This is a genomic window from Nibribacter ruber (assembly GCF_009913235.1).
Classification (GTDB): domain Bacteria; phylum Bacteroidota; class Bacteroidia; order Cytophagales; family Hymenobacteraceae; genus Nibribacter; species Nibribacter ruber.
In genome coordinates this window covers 124108-140865 of sequence record NZ_CP047897.1, presented here as the reverse complement: position 1 = coordinate 140865, position 16758 = coordinate 124108, and the positions used below count along the sequence as shown (strand labels likewise).

Here is a 16758-nt window from a genome sequence, read left to right as displayed (position 1 = left end):
TTTTTATTTGTTTCATTTTTAACCAGTCAATTCAATTTAAAACTATGGCACAGACAGTAATAGGAGTATTCGATAGCTCATCAGAAGCACAAAGAGCAGTACAAGAGTTGAAATCTTCAGGCATTTCCAATGACCGCATAGATGTATCCAATGGCACACAAGGCGCCACGGGCACCAGCAGAGGCACCACCGGGCCCTCTAACTCCCATTTAGGAGATACCCGCAATGAGTCTCTGGCCCATGACGCCACAGACAATGACGGCATTTCTGGCTTCTTCAAGTCCTTGTTCTCAGATGATGACACCACCGCCAGAGCATATTCTAGCGTAGCCCGCACCAGTGAGTGCGTAGTTACCGTGCATGCCCAGAACCCCATGGAAGCACAAAGCGCCGCCCGCATCCTGGACCAGTATGGATCAGTGGACATGGATCAGCGCGCCTCTGAGTATGGCTTCAAGTCAAGCGGTTGGACAGACAATGCCCGTACCGGCAACACGTCCATTCCCATCATTGAAGAAAACCTGGAAGTTGGCAAACGCGAAGTAGAAACCGGCGGAGCCCGCTTGCGCAGTAGAATTGTAGAGCGTCCGGTAGAGGAAAACCTGCGTCTGCGCTCTGAGCACGTGCGCGTAGAACGCCATGCAGTAGACCGCCCAGCCACCGAGGCAGACTTCAACTCCTTTAAGGAAGGCGACATTGAGATGCGCGAACGTGAAGAAGTTCCGGTAGTGAACAAAAACGCCCGCGTGGTGGAGGAAGTCTCCTTAGGCAAAGAGGTAGAAGAACGCGACGAGGTCATCAGAGACACCGTGCGTTCTACTGAGGTAGACGTGGACAAACTGAACACCACTGACCGGGACCGCTTGGACAAAGACCGTTTGAACAATGATCGTCTGGATGCTGACCGCAACAGAACCGGCGGTTTGGACAATGACCGTTCCACTAAAATCTAACCTACCACAATAGATTATGAAAGGCGGCTACTGCCCAGCGGTAGCCGCCTTTATTATCCCCTCCTGTCAGACGGGTTTTGGCAGGAATTCCCAACCTAACCCAAACAAAATAAAACTATGGCTGATTTAGATGTTCAACCCAAAAGCAGTAAGCCCTGGTGGCTTTGGCTGCTACTTGCCTTACTAGGAATTGCCTTATTGTTCTTCTTGCTGCGCGGCTGTGACCGTGAGGATGAAGTAGAAACCACCACTACCACCACAGAGTCTACCACTGCCACCACCACAGACTCAGATATGGACACTGATGATGACTGGAACAGTCTTGATCTGAACGCCCCTGTGGCCGCCTATGATGAAATCACAGACAAGGACATTGAGGTGCGTGGCAATGATGACTATGCCGTGTATACCATGGATGAGACCATTCTTTTTGACAATGACAAGGCCACTATTCAACCGCAGGCCGCTGATAAACTGAAACAGGTGGCAGCTTCCATCAATAAACGCTTTAGCGGTGGCAATGTGCGTGTCTATGGCTACACAGATGCCCAGGGAAGCGCCGGTTACAACAAAGAACTAGCCGAAGAGCGCACCCAGGCCGTGCAGTCCTGGTTGGTGGACAACGGCAACGTTTCCAAAGACCATGTATCTTTGCACCCCGTGGGTGAGGCTAACCCGGTAGCCACCAACGCTACCGCCGAAGGACGCCAGCAGAATCGTCGGGTGCAAATTGTGGTACGTAAGTCGTAGCGGCTTGCCCAAGCATTATCATTTTTCAATCAATTCAAACCGGTACTGTGCGCAGTACTTCAACCTATACTACTATGGAAAGAGATTATTTTAACCCACAAAGCCACCTACAAGAGTTAGGCGGCAGTGACTATGAAATTGTAGACGGACAGCCCAACATCAAAGGATGGACCGTTAAGAACCAGCAAGGCCAAACCATTGGGGAAGTGGAAGAACTCATTTTTGACACTAACTCCCGCAAAGTGCGCTACATGGTAGTGGACCTGGAAGGAAGCGTACTGGACCTGGAACCGCGTGACGTGTTAGTGCCCATTGGCATGGCGCAGTTGCATGATTCTGACGATGACGTGATTCTTCCATCTGTGACTGTGGAGCAGTTCAGAGCCTTGCCTACGTATGAGAAGGGACACTTTGGCCGCGAGGTGGAAGACTCGGTTAGAAACGTGTTTGGCAGCCTTGGCGCCGCCGCCGCAGGTGCCGCTGCCGCTGTTACAGGTGCCGCCCACAACGTGGCAGATGCCGTCACTGGAGACCATGACCACGACCGTGACCGTGACTACTACAACAATGACTTGTATTCTGACCAGGCTTTCAGACAGCGCCGTACGCCTAGCGCAGAAGGCGACAAGACCATTCCCATCATTGAGGAGAACCTGGAAATTGAAAAGCGCGAGGTAGAAAAAGGCGGTGTGCATGTGAGCAGCAGAATTGTAGAGCAACCCGTTGAGGAGCACGTGCGCCTGCGCGAAGAACGCGTGGTGGTAGAACGCAATCCTGTGAACCGCCCCGCCACTGATGCCGACCTCAACTCGTTTAAAGAAGGAGAAATTGAACTGACCGAGCACGCCGAGGTGCCCGTAGTCAACAAAGAAGCCCGAGTGGTGGAGGAAGTGTCCCTGGAAAAAGACGTGGAAGAACGTGATGAAGTCATCAAAGAAACCGTGCGCTCTACTGAGGTAGACGTGGACAGATTGGATGACACCTCAGATCGTGACCGCCTGGACGCGGACCGCGACAGACTAAGCCCTAACCGTAACAGAGACGGTGGTCTGGACAATGACAACAGCACCAGAATCTAGGTCATTCAAAACTGTTCCTAGTGCAAAAAGGCCGGCAAGAAATTCTTGCCGGCCTTTTTATTTTTACCCAGCCGTTTTTGGCCTGTTTTCTAGGAAATAGCCTAAAAACGAGGCAATAGACCTTCCATAAGCTATTCCTAAACATCTGAATTACGACATATTCCAGCATTATGCTTTATTTGCACGCTTATACCATTTAAAGTCTATTCTTCTTTATCTATTAAAGCTTCTTTATGAAAAAACTCTTTAAACTACTTTGTCTGAGCGCATTTGTTTTAGTTACTGGTTGTTCAGATGATAAAGACGAGGCAACTACCCAAACAATCAAATTAAGCAAACTCACCGTCACGGACACAGATTCACAACACGGCACCTTTACTTACAACTTTACTTACAATGACAAGGGAGCTCTCTATCAGTTCACTGAAAAGAGCACCAATGGCTACTATGACAATACCACCACCCATATTTACAACAATAATGGTCTTCTTACTTCAAATGCATTAGAAGGGAAAGGCTATGGGGCCCATTACAAAGATAGCTTCACTTATGATGCCAATACAAGACTAACTAGTATAGAGCACAAGTACGTATTGATTAGCGATCCAACCAGACCCACAGAGCCACTCTTTTATACGTTTGAATACAATGCTCAAGGTCAGATTTCACGCATAAACACTTCAGAGACTTCTGGCACGAATGGATCTGCCGCCGCCTATCTTCTTACCTATGACAAGGCGGGCAATGTGAGTAGACAGGAACGCTACACCATCACTAACACCGGAGAATTAAAAGAGATGACCTCTGATATTGCGTTCACCTATGATAATAAAAAGAACCCATATTATAAACTTGGGGCAATCAATTTTCTATATGGTTACACTATAATAGGTTTTGTAAGTTTTAGTGAACCCATTAGTCCAAACAACATGACAAAGGCAGTAATCCACTTATATGGAGGAGGAAACCAAAGTAGCAAGACTATTGATTTGCAGTATGAATACAATGATAGGAATTTACCTACTAAGGTTACTTACGGAAATGTGACCCATATTTTAGAATACACTATAAAATAGCCCAACAAACGGTTAATATGAAGAATGCTGTTTTTAGCCTCTTTCTAGTAAAGAGGCTAAAAACAGCATTCTTGTTTAAAAGCAAGTTTATCTCCCTAAAATCGCAGCCAGGTCATGCCGGTAGGCATCGCTCAATGGTATTTCTTTGTTCTGGATGGTCACTTGGTGCCGCTCTACTTTGTCAATCTTGTCTAAGGCTACCAGAAAGGATCTATGCACGCGGGCAAACTTTTCTTGCGGCAGCAGATTAATGGCTTCCGCGAAGGTACTCCTGGAAAGGTGCTTGGCTCCTTTTTCCATGGCGAAGGTCACGTAATTACCCGTAGCCTCCAGATACAGGATTTCGTCAAAACTCACCTTTACCTGCTCATAACCCGTCTTGATGTATACATGGTCAGCGGCTTCTGGCGCATTCCGGAAGTTGTACAGTTCATAGGCCTTGTTACAGCCTTTGATAAACCTGGACAAGGAAAATGGCTTCAAGAGATAATCCACCGCATCTAATTCAAAGCTGGTGACAGCGTGCTCTGAGTAGGCGGTGGTGAAGATGATTAAAGGCTTTTTCTGGAGGCTGGCCACAAACTCAAGGCCCGTGATGTCGGGCATTTTAATATCCAGAAACACCAGGTCAATGGGCTCTTTTTGCAAGAATTCCAATGCCTTAATTGCGTCTGTGAACGTGGCCACTAGCTCCAGGTACGGCACTTTGGAGGCCAAAGACCTTACCACTTCCAAGGCCATCGGTTCATCATCTACCGCAATTGCTCTCATGCTCTTCTGCTACTGATCTATCTGTTTCTTAAAGCTACGCAAGGCACCACCAGATTACAAGTCCAGGGTCAAGTGCACAAAAAACTCTTTGGCCGTTTCTCTGATGATGAGTTCATGGCGTTTAGGGTACAGCAAATTCAACCGCTGTCTTACGTTCTCCAGGCCCACCCCCGACTTGTCTCTCTCTGGATCTACCTCGCTCTTTGCGTGAATGCTGTTGTACACGTCAAAGTAGAGTTTCTTCTGGTCACAGTGCAGGCTCACCCGTATCCAGGATTTGTTTTGCAGACTGATGCCGTGCTTAAAAGCATTCTCCACGAAAGGAATCAACAGCATGGGTGCTATGAATTTTTCAGAAAGCACGTCCTCAATGTTGGTCTGAATGGTAATATCAGGTGAGGTAGAAGTGCGCAAAGATTGCAGGGCAATGTAGTTGTTCAGGTACTCCATTTCGCGGGCTAGGAGAATTTTCTGCTGGTGGTTTTCATGCAACATAAAGCGCATCATGTCGCCTAGCATCTGGATACCCTGTGCCGTGCGGTCGCTGTTCTCCTGCAAGGCGGTGCCGTACAAGGTATTCAAGGTATTGAACAGGAAGTGCGGGTTGATTTGTGACCGAAGGAAGTCAAGGTTGGCGGTAGAGTTGCCTAATTCTCGTTTCAAACCATGCACCTCCTCCTGGCTTTTCAAGTGACGCATGTACAGAAAATACGCCACCGGAAACGTAATCAAAAACTGGAAAAAGCCACACACCAGACCCACGGCCAATCCAAAGTCGCCGCCATTGCTAAAGGCGATGCCTATGATTGTGGCCGGAAAGAAGGACAGAAAAGAAAACAAGGCGGCTACCATGAGGTAACTCAAAAATCTCCTTTTCTTGGTTAAGGCCTCAGGTATCAATTTGTAGAAGGCATAGCAGAACAAGACCACGCTGATAGGTCCCACAATGGCCCAGCCAATGATTGCCTCGCCTTCGGCGCGTCCAATGATGAGCAGGAACATGGTCACCATCCAAATCACAATGCCAATCAGGCCGTCTCTTGTGACAATGCGGTACTTTGACTGGATGGCCTCTGAGTTGTTGAGCAGGTAGAAAACAGCCAGTTTGATTGCGTAATACAAGGCAAAGACAAAGATGTACCAACCCGCTTGCAGGTAACTTTTCTGGAAGAAATTGTCAAGGGCTTCGTCTTCGGTTTTAAAGGCATGGAACAGGTAATTCTGGGCATATGTGTCTAGAACACCCAAGCAAAAGCCCAGCGCCAGAAACACCAACACCAGGTAAAGGACAGGCTGTTTCTTGTTCTCTTCCCCCACCAAAATGGGGAACACTTTAAAGTTCAGGAACACAAAGGTCACATATACCAAAGCGTACTCAATCAGGTTGGGAAAGAAGTAGTTGTCATAATAATCAAAGGGCGTAAGGTGCCTTAAAAACAGCTCCTGGTTATACTGCCCAGAATCTGTGGCCAGCGAAAAGCCGGCAAACACAAACAAGATGGTGATAAGCCAGAACTCTATTTTTTTGAACTGCTCTTTGTCGTTGAGGATTTCTTTCACGGATGTGTTATTTGAAAGGATGGAAAGGTATATATTTTCTGCCATGGTCATCTAGGGTTTAGAATTCTGAGATAAGCCTATACAAGAATAAGCGCCTTTTACCGGCCCTGAAACTAAAAGTGATGAACCCCTTGAATTATGTGACGGATGGGGAGCAAAAGAAATATGAGCTTTCAAATAAAGCTGGAAAAGGAAGGCTAAATACCTAATTACACTCCCCATCAATCTCATCTTGTAGAGTTCTGGCAAACTTCTTCGCCCTTCATGGGAATTATCAACAGCCAGCGCAACAGCGAAACTACCTATTTTCGTTTTTAGCCTATTTTACAGAAAACAAGCCAAAAACAAAGTGACATTTACCTCTGGGGAGTTCAAAATTCTGAAGGCTAGTAAAGGAATTGCCAAAGCACTCCTACTTATGTATTTAGTAATCACATCAACCATTGTGACTCAAACGAGATGTCTTTGGGCTGATGCCCTCCTTATTTGAATAATTCTTATGGGATTCGTTTTTGGCCTGTTTCTAAGAAAACAGGCCAAAAACGAATCCCATAAGAAGGAATATTAAGATACCTATCGATAATATGTTAGATAGGACATTCTATTCGTCACTGCTGTTCTTGGCGTCATCATTGCTGATTTTCTTCTTTTTCTTAGGCTGACCCTTGCCTGTCGCCTTCCCGAATTTGTAACTGGCCAGCACGCGCACTTGTCGGTTGTAGAGGTAAGTTGTACCCGTTTGGTCTACGGTGGGCGTAGAAAATGAATTGCGCTGTGTAAGCTTCTCGTTAAAAGGATTGTCCACGCTCAGGCCAATGCTTCCATTTTTCTTTAAAATCTCCTTTCTAACGGCAAAGGAATAATTGGCCATGGCCGAGGCTTTTCCTTGCAAGGCCACTCTCCTTGAGTTGAACTCACCGGCCATTTGGGCACTGAATCCATTTTCAAAAGCGTAAGAGGTGTTCAGGTTCAGGTTGTACATCATGCTGGCGTTAGAAGCGTTCAATTCAGCAGAGGTACTTTCTAAGTCAATGTAGAAGACGTTGACGTTACCGCTCACATTTCCTCTTTTAAGGAATTTGGCGTTGCCAAAAAAGCTCATGCCGTAACTACTGTTCTTCCCTGTGTTCCCGAAGCGAGTGTAGTTGACACCTTCTGCCGTAGGCACTACAAAGGCTTGGATAGAGTTGTCGGTTTTGCGCAGGTAGAGTGAAGCGTTCACTGAGATGCCGTTCTTAAAGAAAGTACTGTAGCCCAGTTCATAGGCATTCGTAATCTCGGCTTGCAGATTAGGGTTTCCTACCTGAATGTTGAACGTGTCCGTGCGGTTCTCAAACGGGTTCAGGTAGCCTAACTGCGGACGCTGGATGCGCTTGGTGTAGTTGAACTTGACCGTCTGGCTTTCGGTGAGTTTTCTGGAGATGGCCAAGCTGGGGATGAAGTTGCCGTATTTCTGTTTAACCGAGGTCTTGGTTGAGACAAAATCCCCGTCTACCTGCGTCATCTCATACCGGGAGCCCATCTTAAAAGTATACTTTTTGTTCAGGCTGAACTCATAGGTGGCATAGGCCGCTTCCACGTTCTGGTTGTAAGAGAAAACATCCGTGCGGCTTGGGACTAGGGCAAATGGAGCATCTGCCGGATTGGCGAGCAGGAATTGGTAATCACTTTCGGCGTAGCGCAGAATGGCCTTGGCCCCTAGTTCCAGCAGATGCTTGTTTTTGAACGGATGCATGTAATCTGCCTGAAACGTTTTCTCTTCATTGTAAGCATCGTTCAGGTTTTGCTCTCGCTGTTCCAGTTGACAGTCCCCATTTTGTATGTCTGTGAAGTTATAGGTCTGCCTGTTGCTTCTGCTCAACAAACCCAGCAAACTCAACTCCTGCCCTGGTTTAGCCAATTGTTGGGTAAAATCCAGGTTAATATCAAAATTAGAGTTATCAAAGTCTGTATTGTTAATTCTGGTATTGGCTAAGGTATTGCCATTGGTCAAGTATTGCGTTGAGGCTTGAGTAGTGTTGTAGGTAAATTCCCCACCTTGAAACCGGATTCCTCCAGAGATACTGCTTTTAGGCGTTAGGTCATAATCCAGACCAAACTGATACAGTTGGAACAAGCCTTCGCGATTGCCATCCATGACCTGTGTCAGGCGGTCTAGGCCTTCGGTACCTTTGTACTGAGTTTCTCTGGTGTTCGCCATGGGGCTATTGCGCCATTGACGCCCAGCGGCGGCGTTGACGCCAAACTTACCTTTGCGGTAATTGAGGATCCCATTCATGTTGCTGAGGCGGTTACCCAACCCGGCGTTCACCACACCGTTCACGCCCTGCAAGCTGTTCTTTTTAGTGATAATGTTAATGATACCCGCCGTGCCCTCAGCGTCATACTTAGCCGATGGACTGGTAATCACTTCCACCGACTTAATTAAATCTGCAGGAATCTGGCGTAGGGCGTCTGCCACGCTGGTAGCCATCATAGCCGATGGTTTGTTGTTGATGAGCACGCGTATGTTGGAGCTTCCGCGCAGTTGCACGTTGCCATCCATGTCTACCGTCAGACCTGGCACTTTCTTGAGGACTTCGCTGGCTGAGGTACCGGCGTTGGTGATGTCTTTTTCGGCGTTGTACACCAGGCGGTCCACTTTGTCTTCCACCAAATCCTTTTCTCCTACCACAGACACCTCTTGCAATACTTTAGAATCTGATTTTAAGGAAATGGCACCCACGTTTACTTCGTTTTTGTTGCCCAAAGAAATGTCTTCCATCACCTTGTTCTCATAGCCCAAAAAACTGACCAACAGCTTATACTGTCCTGCGGCGAGCCGTGTCAAGGTGAATCTTCCTTTGTCATCTGATATGGTGCCGTCTACCGTTTTGCCGGTGGCTTTATCCATTAAGGAGATAGTGGCAAACTCCACAGGCTTCTTTCCAGCCTCGTCCAAGACTAACCCGGCAATTTTACTGCTTCCTTTGGGAGCGGTGCCAGTGGCTAAAGGAGAAACTACCGTAGGAGCAGATTTGGTGGGCGGGGCCTGGGCAACCACTTGGTGGGTGGCCAATAAGCCAGAGACGGCTAAGTGTACTAACTTTTTCATAGAATACTTTTTAAGATGGTTAAATGAACATGACACTTCAATCTCCCAGGTGGCTAGACCTTGCCTTAGTGGGGCTTGGGCGTAAGAGCCAGAGGGTTTGTGCGGTAAGTGGTTCAAGGTTAGCCAGCTTTGAAAGCATCCTAAACTAAATGTGACGAATCCCAGAGAAAATGTGACCAACGGTCAATTCAGTTATTTTCAGAAGCCTGCTTTCAATTCATGAATCTTTTAAAGCTTCCTGCGTATATAGCCGTTAAGGTATATTTTCCGTTAAAGACCTAGTTTCTGCCTGTTTTCTGGAAAACAGACCAAAATCGAAATCTGGTAGAACAGGCGGGTTAATGAATTCTACTCAGAATTAAGGGTACAAGCGCACAAATAAAACCTTGGGTAATAGAGTGTCTAAACCTAGCGTTCTACCTATGGTCAACCTTCTTCAGGAATCTTAGTACGTACACATGAAAATGAACAGCAAATACTATAAAGCACCACTTCTGGGCACTAAGTTTCCCCTGCTCTGCCTTGGGCTGGCGCTGATGATCTCCGGATGCTTTACCAAAAAGAGTGACCGCGAAGAAACGGAGACCACCACTACAGAAAAGGCCCCAACCCGTGATTCAAAAGAATCTACCGCTACAACCCCAACGCCTACTCCGGTGGCCAACGCCAAAGTAGACGTGGACATTTACCTGGAGGTGTCCAACGGCATGAAAGGCTTTATGCCCCCTCCCGCCGCCGACAAAGAGCCCACTACCTTCCAGAACCGGTTGACCAAATTGATTTCTGAAGTACAGGACGGCGTGCACGTAGATGATAAGCGATTTTACCTGGCCAAGCAAAACGCCCAGGGCGCACCCGTGCTGGACAGCGTTTCTTACAACACCTTAAAACTGACCATTGTTAGCGGTATCAAAGACAATGTATTGGGCACTCCATTGCCGGACATGTTGCAGGCCGCCTTGACCAACTCCACCAAGCGCGGAGCCTTGAGCGTAGTAGTTTCTGACTTCATCCATGGCCCAGACCCCAACAACCCGGGCCAGTTTCTGTCTTTGGACGCCGACATTAGAAGCAGTCTAAAACAGGCCGAACATCAAAACCTGGTAGTAGCTGTATTGGCGGAAGCTTCGCCGTTCTATGGTAACTATTACCCAGCAGTTAAAAAGCCGGCAGTGAAGCAGACACTATCGGGTCAGGAAATTCCGTTCTACATCTGGATTGTGGGCAAGCAAGCAGATGTGCAGACGTTCACCAACAAAGTATTGCGCAACCTGCCGGCCCAGCAAGCGTATTTCGGGTTTTCGTATGCCAGCGTGCCGTATTCAGCCGTCTTAAAAGCAAATGCCTTCAAGCCCATGGGCGTGGTGTACTGCACCAGCAGAACCGCTGAAACATGTACTACCATAAATTTAGCACCTGAAAATAAGGAGCCGGTTGAGTTCACCATTGGGCTGGATTTGAGTAGTTTACCGGCCACCATGCAGGCTGTAGACTACTTAAAGCAGAACCTCAAGCTGGCCATAACCGGTGGCAAAGCGTCTATTGGCACCATCCTTGTAGCCAATGAAGATACCAAGTCAGCACCGGGCGTGTCTCAGTTCACCCACTTTGTGCGGGTGAAGGTGCCTCAATTGACGGCCAAGACCGGTTCCATTACTTTAAATTTACCACAAGCGGTACCCACCTGGATTAGCCAGTGGTCTACAGGCAATGACAACAATCCGGCATCGGCGCCCAGAAAAACGTACCAGTTCAATAAGATTATAGACGGCGTGCAGGCGCTCTATAGAGATAAAAGTGAGTTTGTATTTAGTGCAACAATGAAGTTTAACAAAGAAACCAACTAAGGATGATTCAGAATTTCTTCTCCGGGCTGTATGAGCTTTTCTTGGGCCGGCCCATGCCAGCCAGTTTCACCAATGATTACCGCGAGGTGGTGTTCCCCAACACCGGTCTCATGCTGTTCATCATCACGCTGGTCATGGTAGTGCTCTATTATTATGTCTTGAACCGCGCCTTGAGCACTGGTTTCTACAAGCCAAGACACTGGTACATTTTTCTGGCCATCAATGCCATCATCGCGTTCATCATTCCTATTTCTCAAGTAAGTGGTGCTGGCATTGATACTCATTCTTACACCTACACGTTTGCCTTTGTAAACGCGGTGCTCAGCTTAATCCTGTTTTTCATTTTCTCCCTATTGCTTAAAAAAGGAAGTGTCCAGGCTTGGACTACTCCCATGAAATGGCCCCACACTAGATAACTATGGCAAAACTTTTTGTATTCGGAATTGGCGGTACTGGCTCCCGAGTGATTCGCTCGTTGGTGATGCTCATGGCCGCCGGTGTCAAAATCAAGAACTGTGACAAGATTGTGCCCATCATCATTGACCCAGACACGCAGAACGGGGACATGAACCGCACAGTAGAACTGCTTAAAACCTACAAGCACCTGCATGACCAATTGGGCAAGCGCGAAGAAGGTTTTTTCCATACCAACATCAGCACGCTTTCCAGCATCTCCGGTGACGGCTCCTCTAAAGTAAGAGACTCGTTTGTGTATGACTTTGGGGGCATCAACAAGCCGTTCAAAGACCACGTGGGCTACAACCAATTGGACATTGACTCCCAGGCGCTAGTAGACTTATTGTTCACGCCAGAAAACTTGAATAACAGTCTTGATGTGGGCTTTAGAGGAAGTCCGAACGTGGGCAGTGTGGTCTTGAACGAGATTATTGAATCTCCTGAGATGCGCTTCTTTGCGTCTAACTTTCAGGCCGGTGACCGCATCTTCTTTGTGAGCTCCATCTTTGGCGGTACCGGCGCGGCCGGCTTCCCGCTGTTGCTGAAGAACTTCAAAGACCAGCACTCAACTTTACCCAACGCGTCTAGCTTGAACTCGGCGTTGACGGGTGCCATGGTAGTATTGCCGTACTTTACTTTGGAGCAACCAGCCCCTGGCGTAGACGCCGACTTCATTGACTCCAACACCTTCACCACTAAGGCGAAGGATGCACTGTCTTACTACCAGAACCACCTGACTGGGGTGAACGCTACCTATTATATGGGTGACACGCCAGACCGTCCGTTAGAGAACAACCCAGGCCGGGCAAGTCAGAAAAACGACGCCCACTTGGTAGAACTCTTGAGCGCGTTGTCCATCATTGACTTTATGGACTACTCAGACAATGAGTTGACCGGCAACTCGCATTACCATGAGTTTGGCTTGCGCGAAGACGTGGACAATGTGCAGTTCTCGCACCTGGACACCGAGACCAGAGACCGTATTGCCAAGCAATTGATTCGCTTCCATTACTTCGCGCGCTACTACGCCAACCATGTGCCGGATGACGCACAAGCGGCCTACGCCAAAGGTGTGGACTTGAGCAGTGCCATGCGCAATGAGCCTATCTTCAAAGAGCTGAACAAGTTCCTGAACAGCCCAGACATTGGTTACGAGGCTTGGTTGAAAGAACTCAGCCGGATGGAGCGCACCTTCTCTGCCTTCCACCTACATGAGACCGACTTCAACCGCATGGTCTCTGACAAGCAAGTAGAGACTGGTTTCCTGAACAAAGGCATCTCACAAGGCGCTTTTGTGAAAGAGTTGAACCGTGCCTCAGAATCCATCTCAGACCGCGAGGCCTTCAAAGCTACCATCAAAGCCTTTGAGATTGCCACCAATAATTTGGTAGAAGAAAAGCTTAAGTATTCTTAAGCCATCCAGTTTCCCTTTTTGGGGAGAGATTGTCCCCTTGAGGGGGACTTTAGGGGTGTAATCATTGGAGAGAAAGTTTGCAATGTAAACACCCCTCTACGCTCCACTCAAGGGGAGAATCTCCTTGCAATAATCATCCCCCTACCCCCTTCAAAGGGGGACGAAAAAGAAAGAACACTTCCTGAAGGAAGAAATAAGTAAAGGAAAGAAAAGGAGGTCATCCCCCAAAATTCGTTTTTGGCCTCTTTTTCTGAAAACACCTTAAAAACAGATTGATTTATGCCGAAAGTACTTCGACTTCATAAGACCGGTTCTAACGTAGAAGGTTGGGCAAAAACTAGCCAGATTACCAGCACGGAGATTAAGGACATCACCGACGGTGCCGGCGGTAGAGCCCAGAAAATCACGGCCTCCATCCCCACGCCGTTTGCGCGCATGCACTTGTTTGAGACCGCCTTTGACTTTGTCAAGCAAGGTGTCTCTAGCACCCCCAACAGCATCTACCATAAGTTTGTCACCCACTTCTGGGACTTGTGGGAACTGCTCTACAACCACCAAAGCTACGCCCAGGGCGGTAACAAGATTGTCATAAGACGCTGGAACAAGCAACAGCAGTTGCACGCCATGCAATCCAACCCCAACACCCAACTTTTGGGCAGAACGCTGGACTTGTTCATGAACGACTCCAAGTTCAGAGGCGTGGATGATTTGTTCCTGTTCTATCTGGAATCTACTGATGGACGTGGCAACAAGCACATGCAGTTGTTGGGTGGTACTTCACCGTTCACCTTCCTGTTTGTGTCTCCAAATGTGCAACCACTTTCTATCAATAGAGCGCAAAACGTGGGCGTGTACTTTGACAACAACTTCGTGTCACTAAATGACCGCGAGCGTGATTTTAAAGAGTACGTGCACAAGCTGTTCGTGTCTAATCCGGCGTATATTCAGGCTTTCCCGGCGGTGTACAATGCCTTGGACGAAGCGGTTTTGAAGAGCATTTCTATGTCTGGGGTGATGGGCCAGAATGCGGTCATCAATGACTACCTGCCGTTGGTGGATTTACAGCAGAACCCGGTGCACGTGGGTCACTTGAACTTCCTGGTGAAGAAAGACCAAACCGCCGTGACCAGCAGTGATTTGTTCCTGCGCCCAACCAACAATCTGTTCCAGGGAGACCGTCCTATCGTGCTCAAGCCAGATTTGCGTTTGGCCCCGCACGTGAAGTACGTCAACAACCTGGCCTGGCCAACCAATACGCAGGTAGGCTACTCAGACGAAAAAGAAATTCCTGCTCGTTCTTTGCCGGGCGTTGGGTTTAACTACCCGTACCTCACCATCAATGACCTCTTGCAAGAGACCATTGTACAGGTGCCTTATGAGGTGAACACAGACCGTTTTTACAGCGGAACCGTCTTGTACCAACCGGGTGTAACGGAGAAAGTATTTAACTACCTGTTGCCTATCACCAGCACGTACTTTGACTACTTCACGCCTGAGGATTTGGCCAACCACCTTACCTTCTATGTAGACGTGAACCACGTGCGAGTGACCTTGTCCATCCCTACCGAGCATGGCCCAGTAGTATATGAACGCAGTTACTATGACAATCCGCTTAATTCCAGAGATGCACACGGCCAGATAATCCCAGAAAAAGGCCACATCTTGAAATCACGCGTGGGCATTGGGGTGTTCCCGTTCTACAAGTTTGTGGACGCGCCTACCTACAATGACTTCTACAAAGTGATGCTGGTTGATGAGGATATTGACTCGCTGTTGGTGAACAGAAACCACACCTTGAACTTCTATGTTGGCGGACGCCAACTGGACGCGGGTGGAGGCTTCATGTCTGCTACGTCCCAAAGACGCACCAAGAAAAGCAACAGCAGTGCGGGCAGTACTTACTATGAAATCAGAGGCACGCACTTTGACTACGCCGAGCTGACGCACCAAGGTGTAGACGTGACCGGCAAGGCGCTGATTGTGCCTAAGTTCCAGCAGATGCACCAGGGTATTCAGAGCTTCACCTTCGCCATTGACTTCGGGACGTCTAACACGCATATTGCCTACACGGCCGGTTCTAACCAAGCCCCGAAAGAGTTCTCCATCACGGCCAATGACTTGCAGTTGGTGATGCTGAACAAGCCATCAGAAGATGCATCTTTGACAGATTACCAGCGGTTCCATAAGCGTGGTTTCGGGCGTCTGTTTGCGGTAGAGACCTTGCTGAAGCGTGAGTTTATTCCGTTGATTATCGGGGCGGGTGGGTCGCTTTACTCCTTCCCTACCAGAACGGCTACCTGTGAGTCTATTGACTTTGAGAACCAGATTCCGAGTCTGTTCGGGAACATTAACATTGGGTTCTCCATCAACACCGAAGGTACGCACCAGGACCAGTACAAGCAGAGCTACCATACCGACCTGAAGTGGAGTGAGACGCTATCCAACACTGGCAAGCGCCGGATTGAAGCCTTCTTCACTGAGATTATGTTGCTCATCAAGAACAAAGTGGTCTTAAACCATGGCAACGTGGCCAACACCAAAGTGGTGTGGTTTGCGCCATTGAGCTTTGATGACTACTCGCGCAACATGTTCCAGAACGTATGGGACGGTGTATACCAAACCGTCTTCAAAAACGGAAGAAACACGGCCTGCATCACAGAGTCTGTGGCTCCGTTCTACTTCCTATCCAGAACCGGAGTGGTAGTGCCTAGCCAGGATGAAAACCTGATTAACGTAGACATAGGCGGTGGTACCACCGACGTATTGTTGTTTACCAACCGCAAGCCTTCGCACAGTGCGTCCTTCCGATTTGCCGGGAATGACCTGTGGGGCGATGGTTTTGCCTCGGTGAAGACCAGCAAGGACAACGGTTTGTTGCAGTACGGCGTGTCGCATATCATGCAAATTCCGTTGTCTGAGGAAGGTAAGGAATACAAGAAGTTCCTGGAGACGGCGCTGGACAACCCAGATTTCGGGTCCGCTGATATTACCAGTTTGCTGTTTAGCTATGACCGTGAGTTGAACTACAGCTCGCAGTTGTTGCAGGCGCGCCAGCTACGGTTGATGTTCTACCTGCACTTCGGGTCTTTGATGTACCACCTGGCACAGCTTACCCAATTGTTAGGCACGCAGGTTCCGCGTTACATCTGCTTCTCGGGCCAGGGAAGTTTGTACATCAAGCTTTTGGCCGCGGGCACCAACTTCTCCAACGTGGAGCGCTATGCCAAAACCATCTTCCAGAAAGTGACCGGGCAAGAAGCGCCTAGCAACTTCAAGCTGGTGTTGGTAGACAATCCTAAGCAGGTGACGGCCAACGGCGGTGCCATGGCTCTGGAAGGCGCCAACCTTTCTGACTTGACGGACATTCCAATCATGCGCCCAACCGGTGCCGTGGCCGGAGAAGATGCCATGAAGTCGGTGAACAAGAGCCAGATTTCGTCTACCCTCAGAACCGAGGTACTGGACAACGTCATGAACTGCTTGACGCTCTTATTGGATGACGCCGATGTGGCTCCATTGATGCGCTCAATGGGCGTAGAGGTAGACCCGCACTGGGTACTCAACTTCATGCGCAACAACATCCAGGACAGCTACACCATGGTCTTGGAAGAGACTTTGCGCGGACTTTCTGACCGTGAGCTCATCCCAGAGACCATGTTCTTTATGCCATTGAAGCAGTCACTGTACCTGTTGTCTAAAGAACTGTACCACCAGCAGGTAGGTGCCATTGTATAAATTGTAAAAAACCGCTGGTGCCC

The 16758-nt window shown here is 48.4% G+C and carries 11 protein-coding genes; 8 read left to right on the top strand and 3 right to left on the bottom strand.

Going from position 1 to position 16758, the window contains the following annotated elements; translation table 11 throughout:
* Nucleotides 1–44 precede the first annotated feature (44 nt).
* From GU926_RS00545 to GU926_RS00530, 4 genes are all read left to right on the top strand, one after another.
* Nucleotides 45–953 (top strand): YsnF/AvaK domain-containing protein, encoded by a 909-nt coding sequence (locus GU926_RS00545; RefSeq protein WP_160688001.1) that lies wholly within the window; start codon nt 45–47, stop codon nt 951–953.
* 117 nt (nt 954–1070) lie between these two features.
* Nucleotides 1071–1703 (top strand): OmpA family protein, encoded by a 633-nt coding sequence (locus tag GU926_RS00540; RefSeq protein WP_160687999.1) that lies wholly within the window; start codon nt 1071–1073, stop codon nt 1701–1703.
* 74 nt (nt 1704–1777) lie between these two features.
* Entirely contained in the window at nt 1778–2782 is a 1005-nt protein-coding gene (locus GU926_RS00535) for a DUF2382 domain-containing protein (protein ID WP_232058386.1), read from the top strand.
* Between the two features lie 233 nt (nt 2783–3015).
* On the top strand, nt 3016–3858 hold the full coding sequence (locus GU926_RS00530) for a hypothetical protein (RefSeq protein WP_160687997.1): 843 nt from the start codon (nt 3016–3018) through the stop codon (nt 3856–3858).
* Nucleotides 3859–3945: 87 nt separating this feature from the next.
* Here GU926_RS00530 and GU926_RS00525 read toward each other — a convergent pair whose 3' ends face one another.
* The 3 genes from GU926_RS00525 to GU926_RS00515 form a co-directional block, all read right to left on the bottom strand.
* Entirely contained in the window at nt 3946–4629 is a 684-nt protein-coding gene (locus GU926_RS00525; protein ID WP_160687995.1) for a LytR/AlgR family response regulator transcription factor, read from the bottom strand.
* Between the two features lie 54 nt (nt 4630–4683).
* Nucleotides 4684–6234, bottom strand: a complete 1551-nt coding sequence (locus GU926_RS00520; RefSeq protein WP_160687993.1) for a sensor histidine kinase — start codon at nt 6232–6234, stop codon at nt 4684–4686.
* A gap of 556 nt (nt 6235–6790) precedes the next feature.
* Entirely contained in the window at nt 6791–9283 is a 2493-nt protein-coding gene (locus tag GU926_RS00515) for a TonB-dependent receptor domain-containing protein (protein ID WP_160687991.1), read from the bottom strand.
* A gap of 458 nt (nt 9284–9741) precedes the next feature.
* Here GU926_RS00515 and GU926_RS00510 point away from each other — a divergent pair, with 458 nt between their 5' ends.
* The 4 genes from GU926_RS00510 (at nt 9742) to GU926_RS00495 (ending at nt 16735) form a co-directional block, all read left to right on the top strand.
* Nucleotides 9742–11130 carry a hypothetical protein gene (locus GU926_RS00510; RefSeq protein WP_160687989.1) on the top strand — a complete coding sequence of 463 codons (1389 nt, stop codon included), beginning with the start codon at nt 9742–9744 and terminating at the stop codon, nt 11128–11130.
* A gap of 2 nt (nt 11131–11132) precedes the next feature.
* Nucleotides 11133–11546 (top strand): hypothetical protein, encoded by a 414-nt coding sequence (locus tag GU926_RS00505; RefSeq protein ID WP_160687987.1) that lies wholly within the window; start codon nt 11133–11135, stop codon nt 11544–11546.
* 2 nt (nt 11547–11548) lie between these two features.
* Nucleotides 11549–13000: a hypothetical protein gene (locus tag GU926_RS00500; RefSeq protein WP_160687985.1), complete on the top strand. Its 1452-nt coding sequence runs from the start codon at nt 11549–11551 to the stop codon at nt 12998–13000.
* 279 nt (nt 13001–13279) lie between these two features.
* Complete coding sequence (locus GU926_RS00495) at nt 13280–16735, top strand: acetate and sugar kinases/Hsc70/actin family protein (RefSeq protein ID WP_160687984.1); 3456 nt, start codon at nt 13280–13282, stop codon at nt 16733–16735.
* Nucleotides 16736–16758 lie beyond the last annotated feature (23 nt).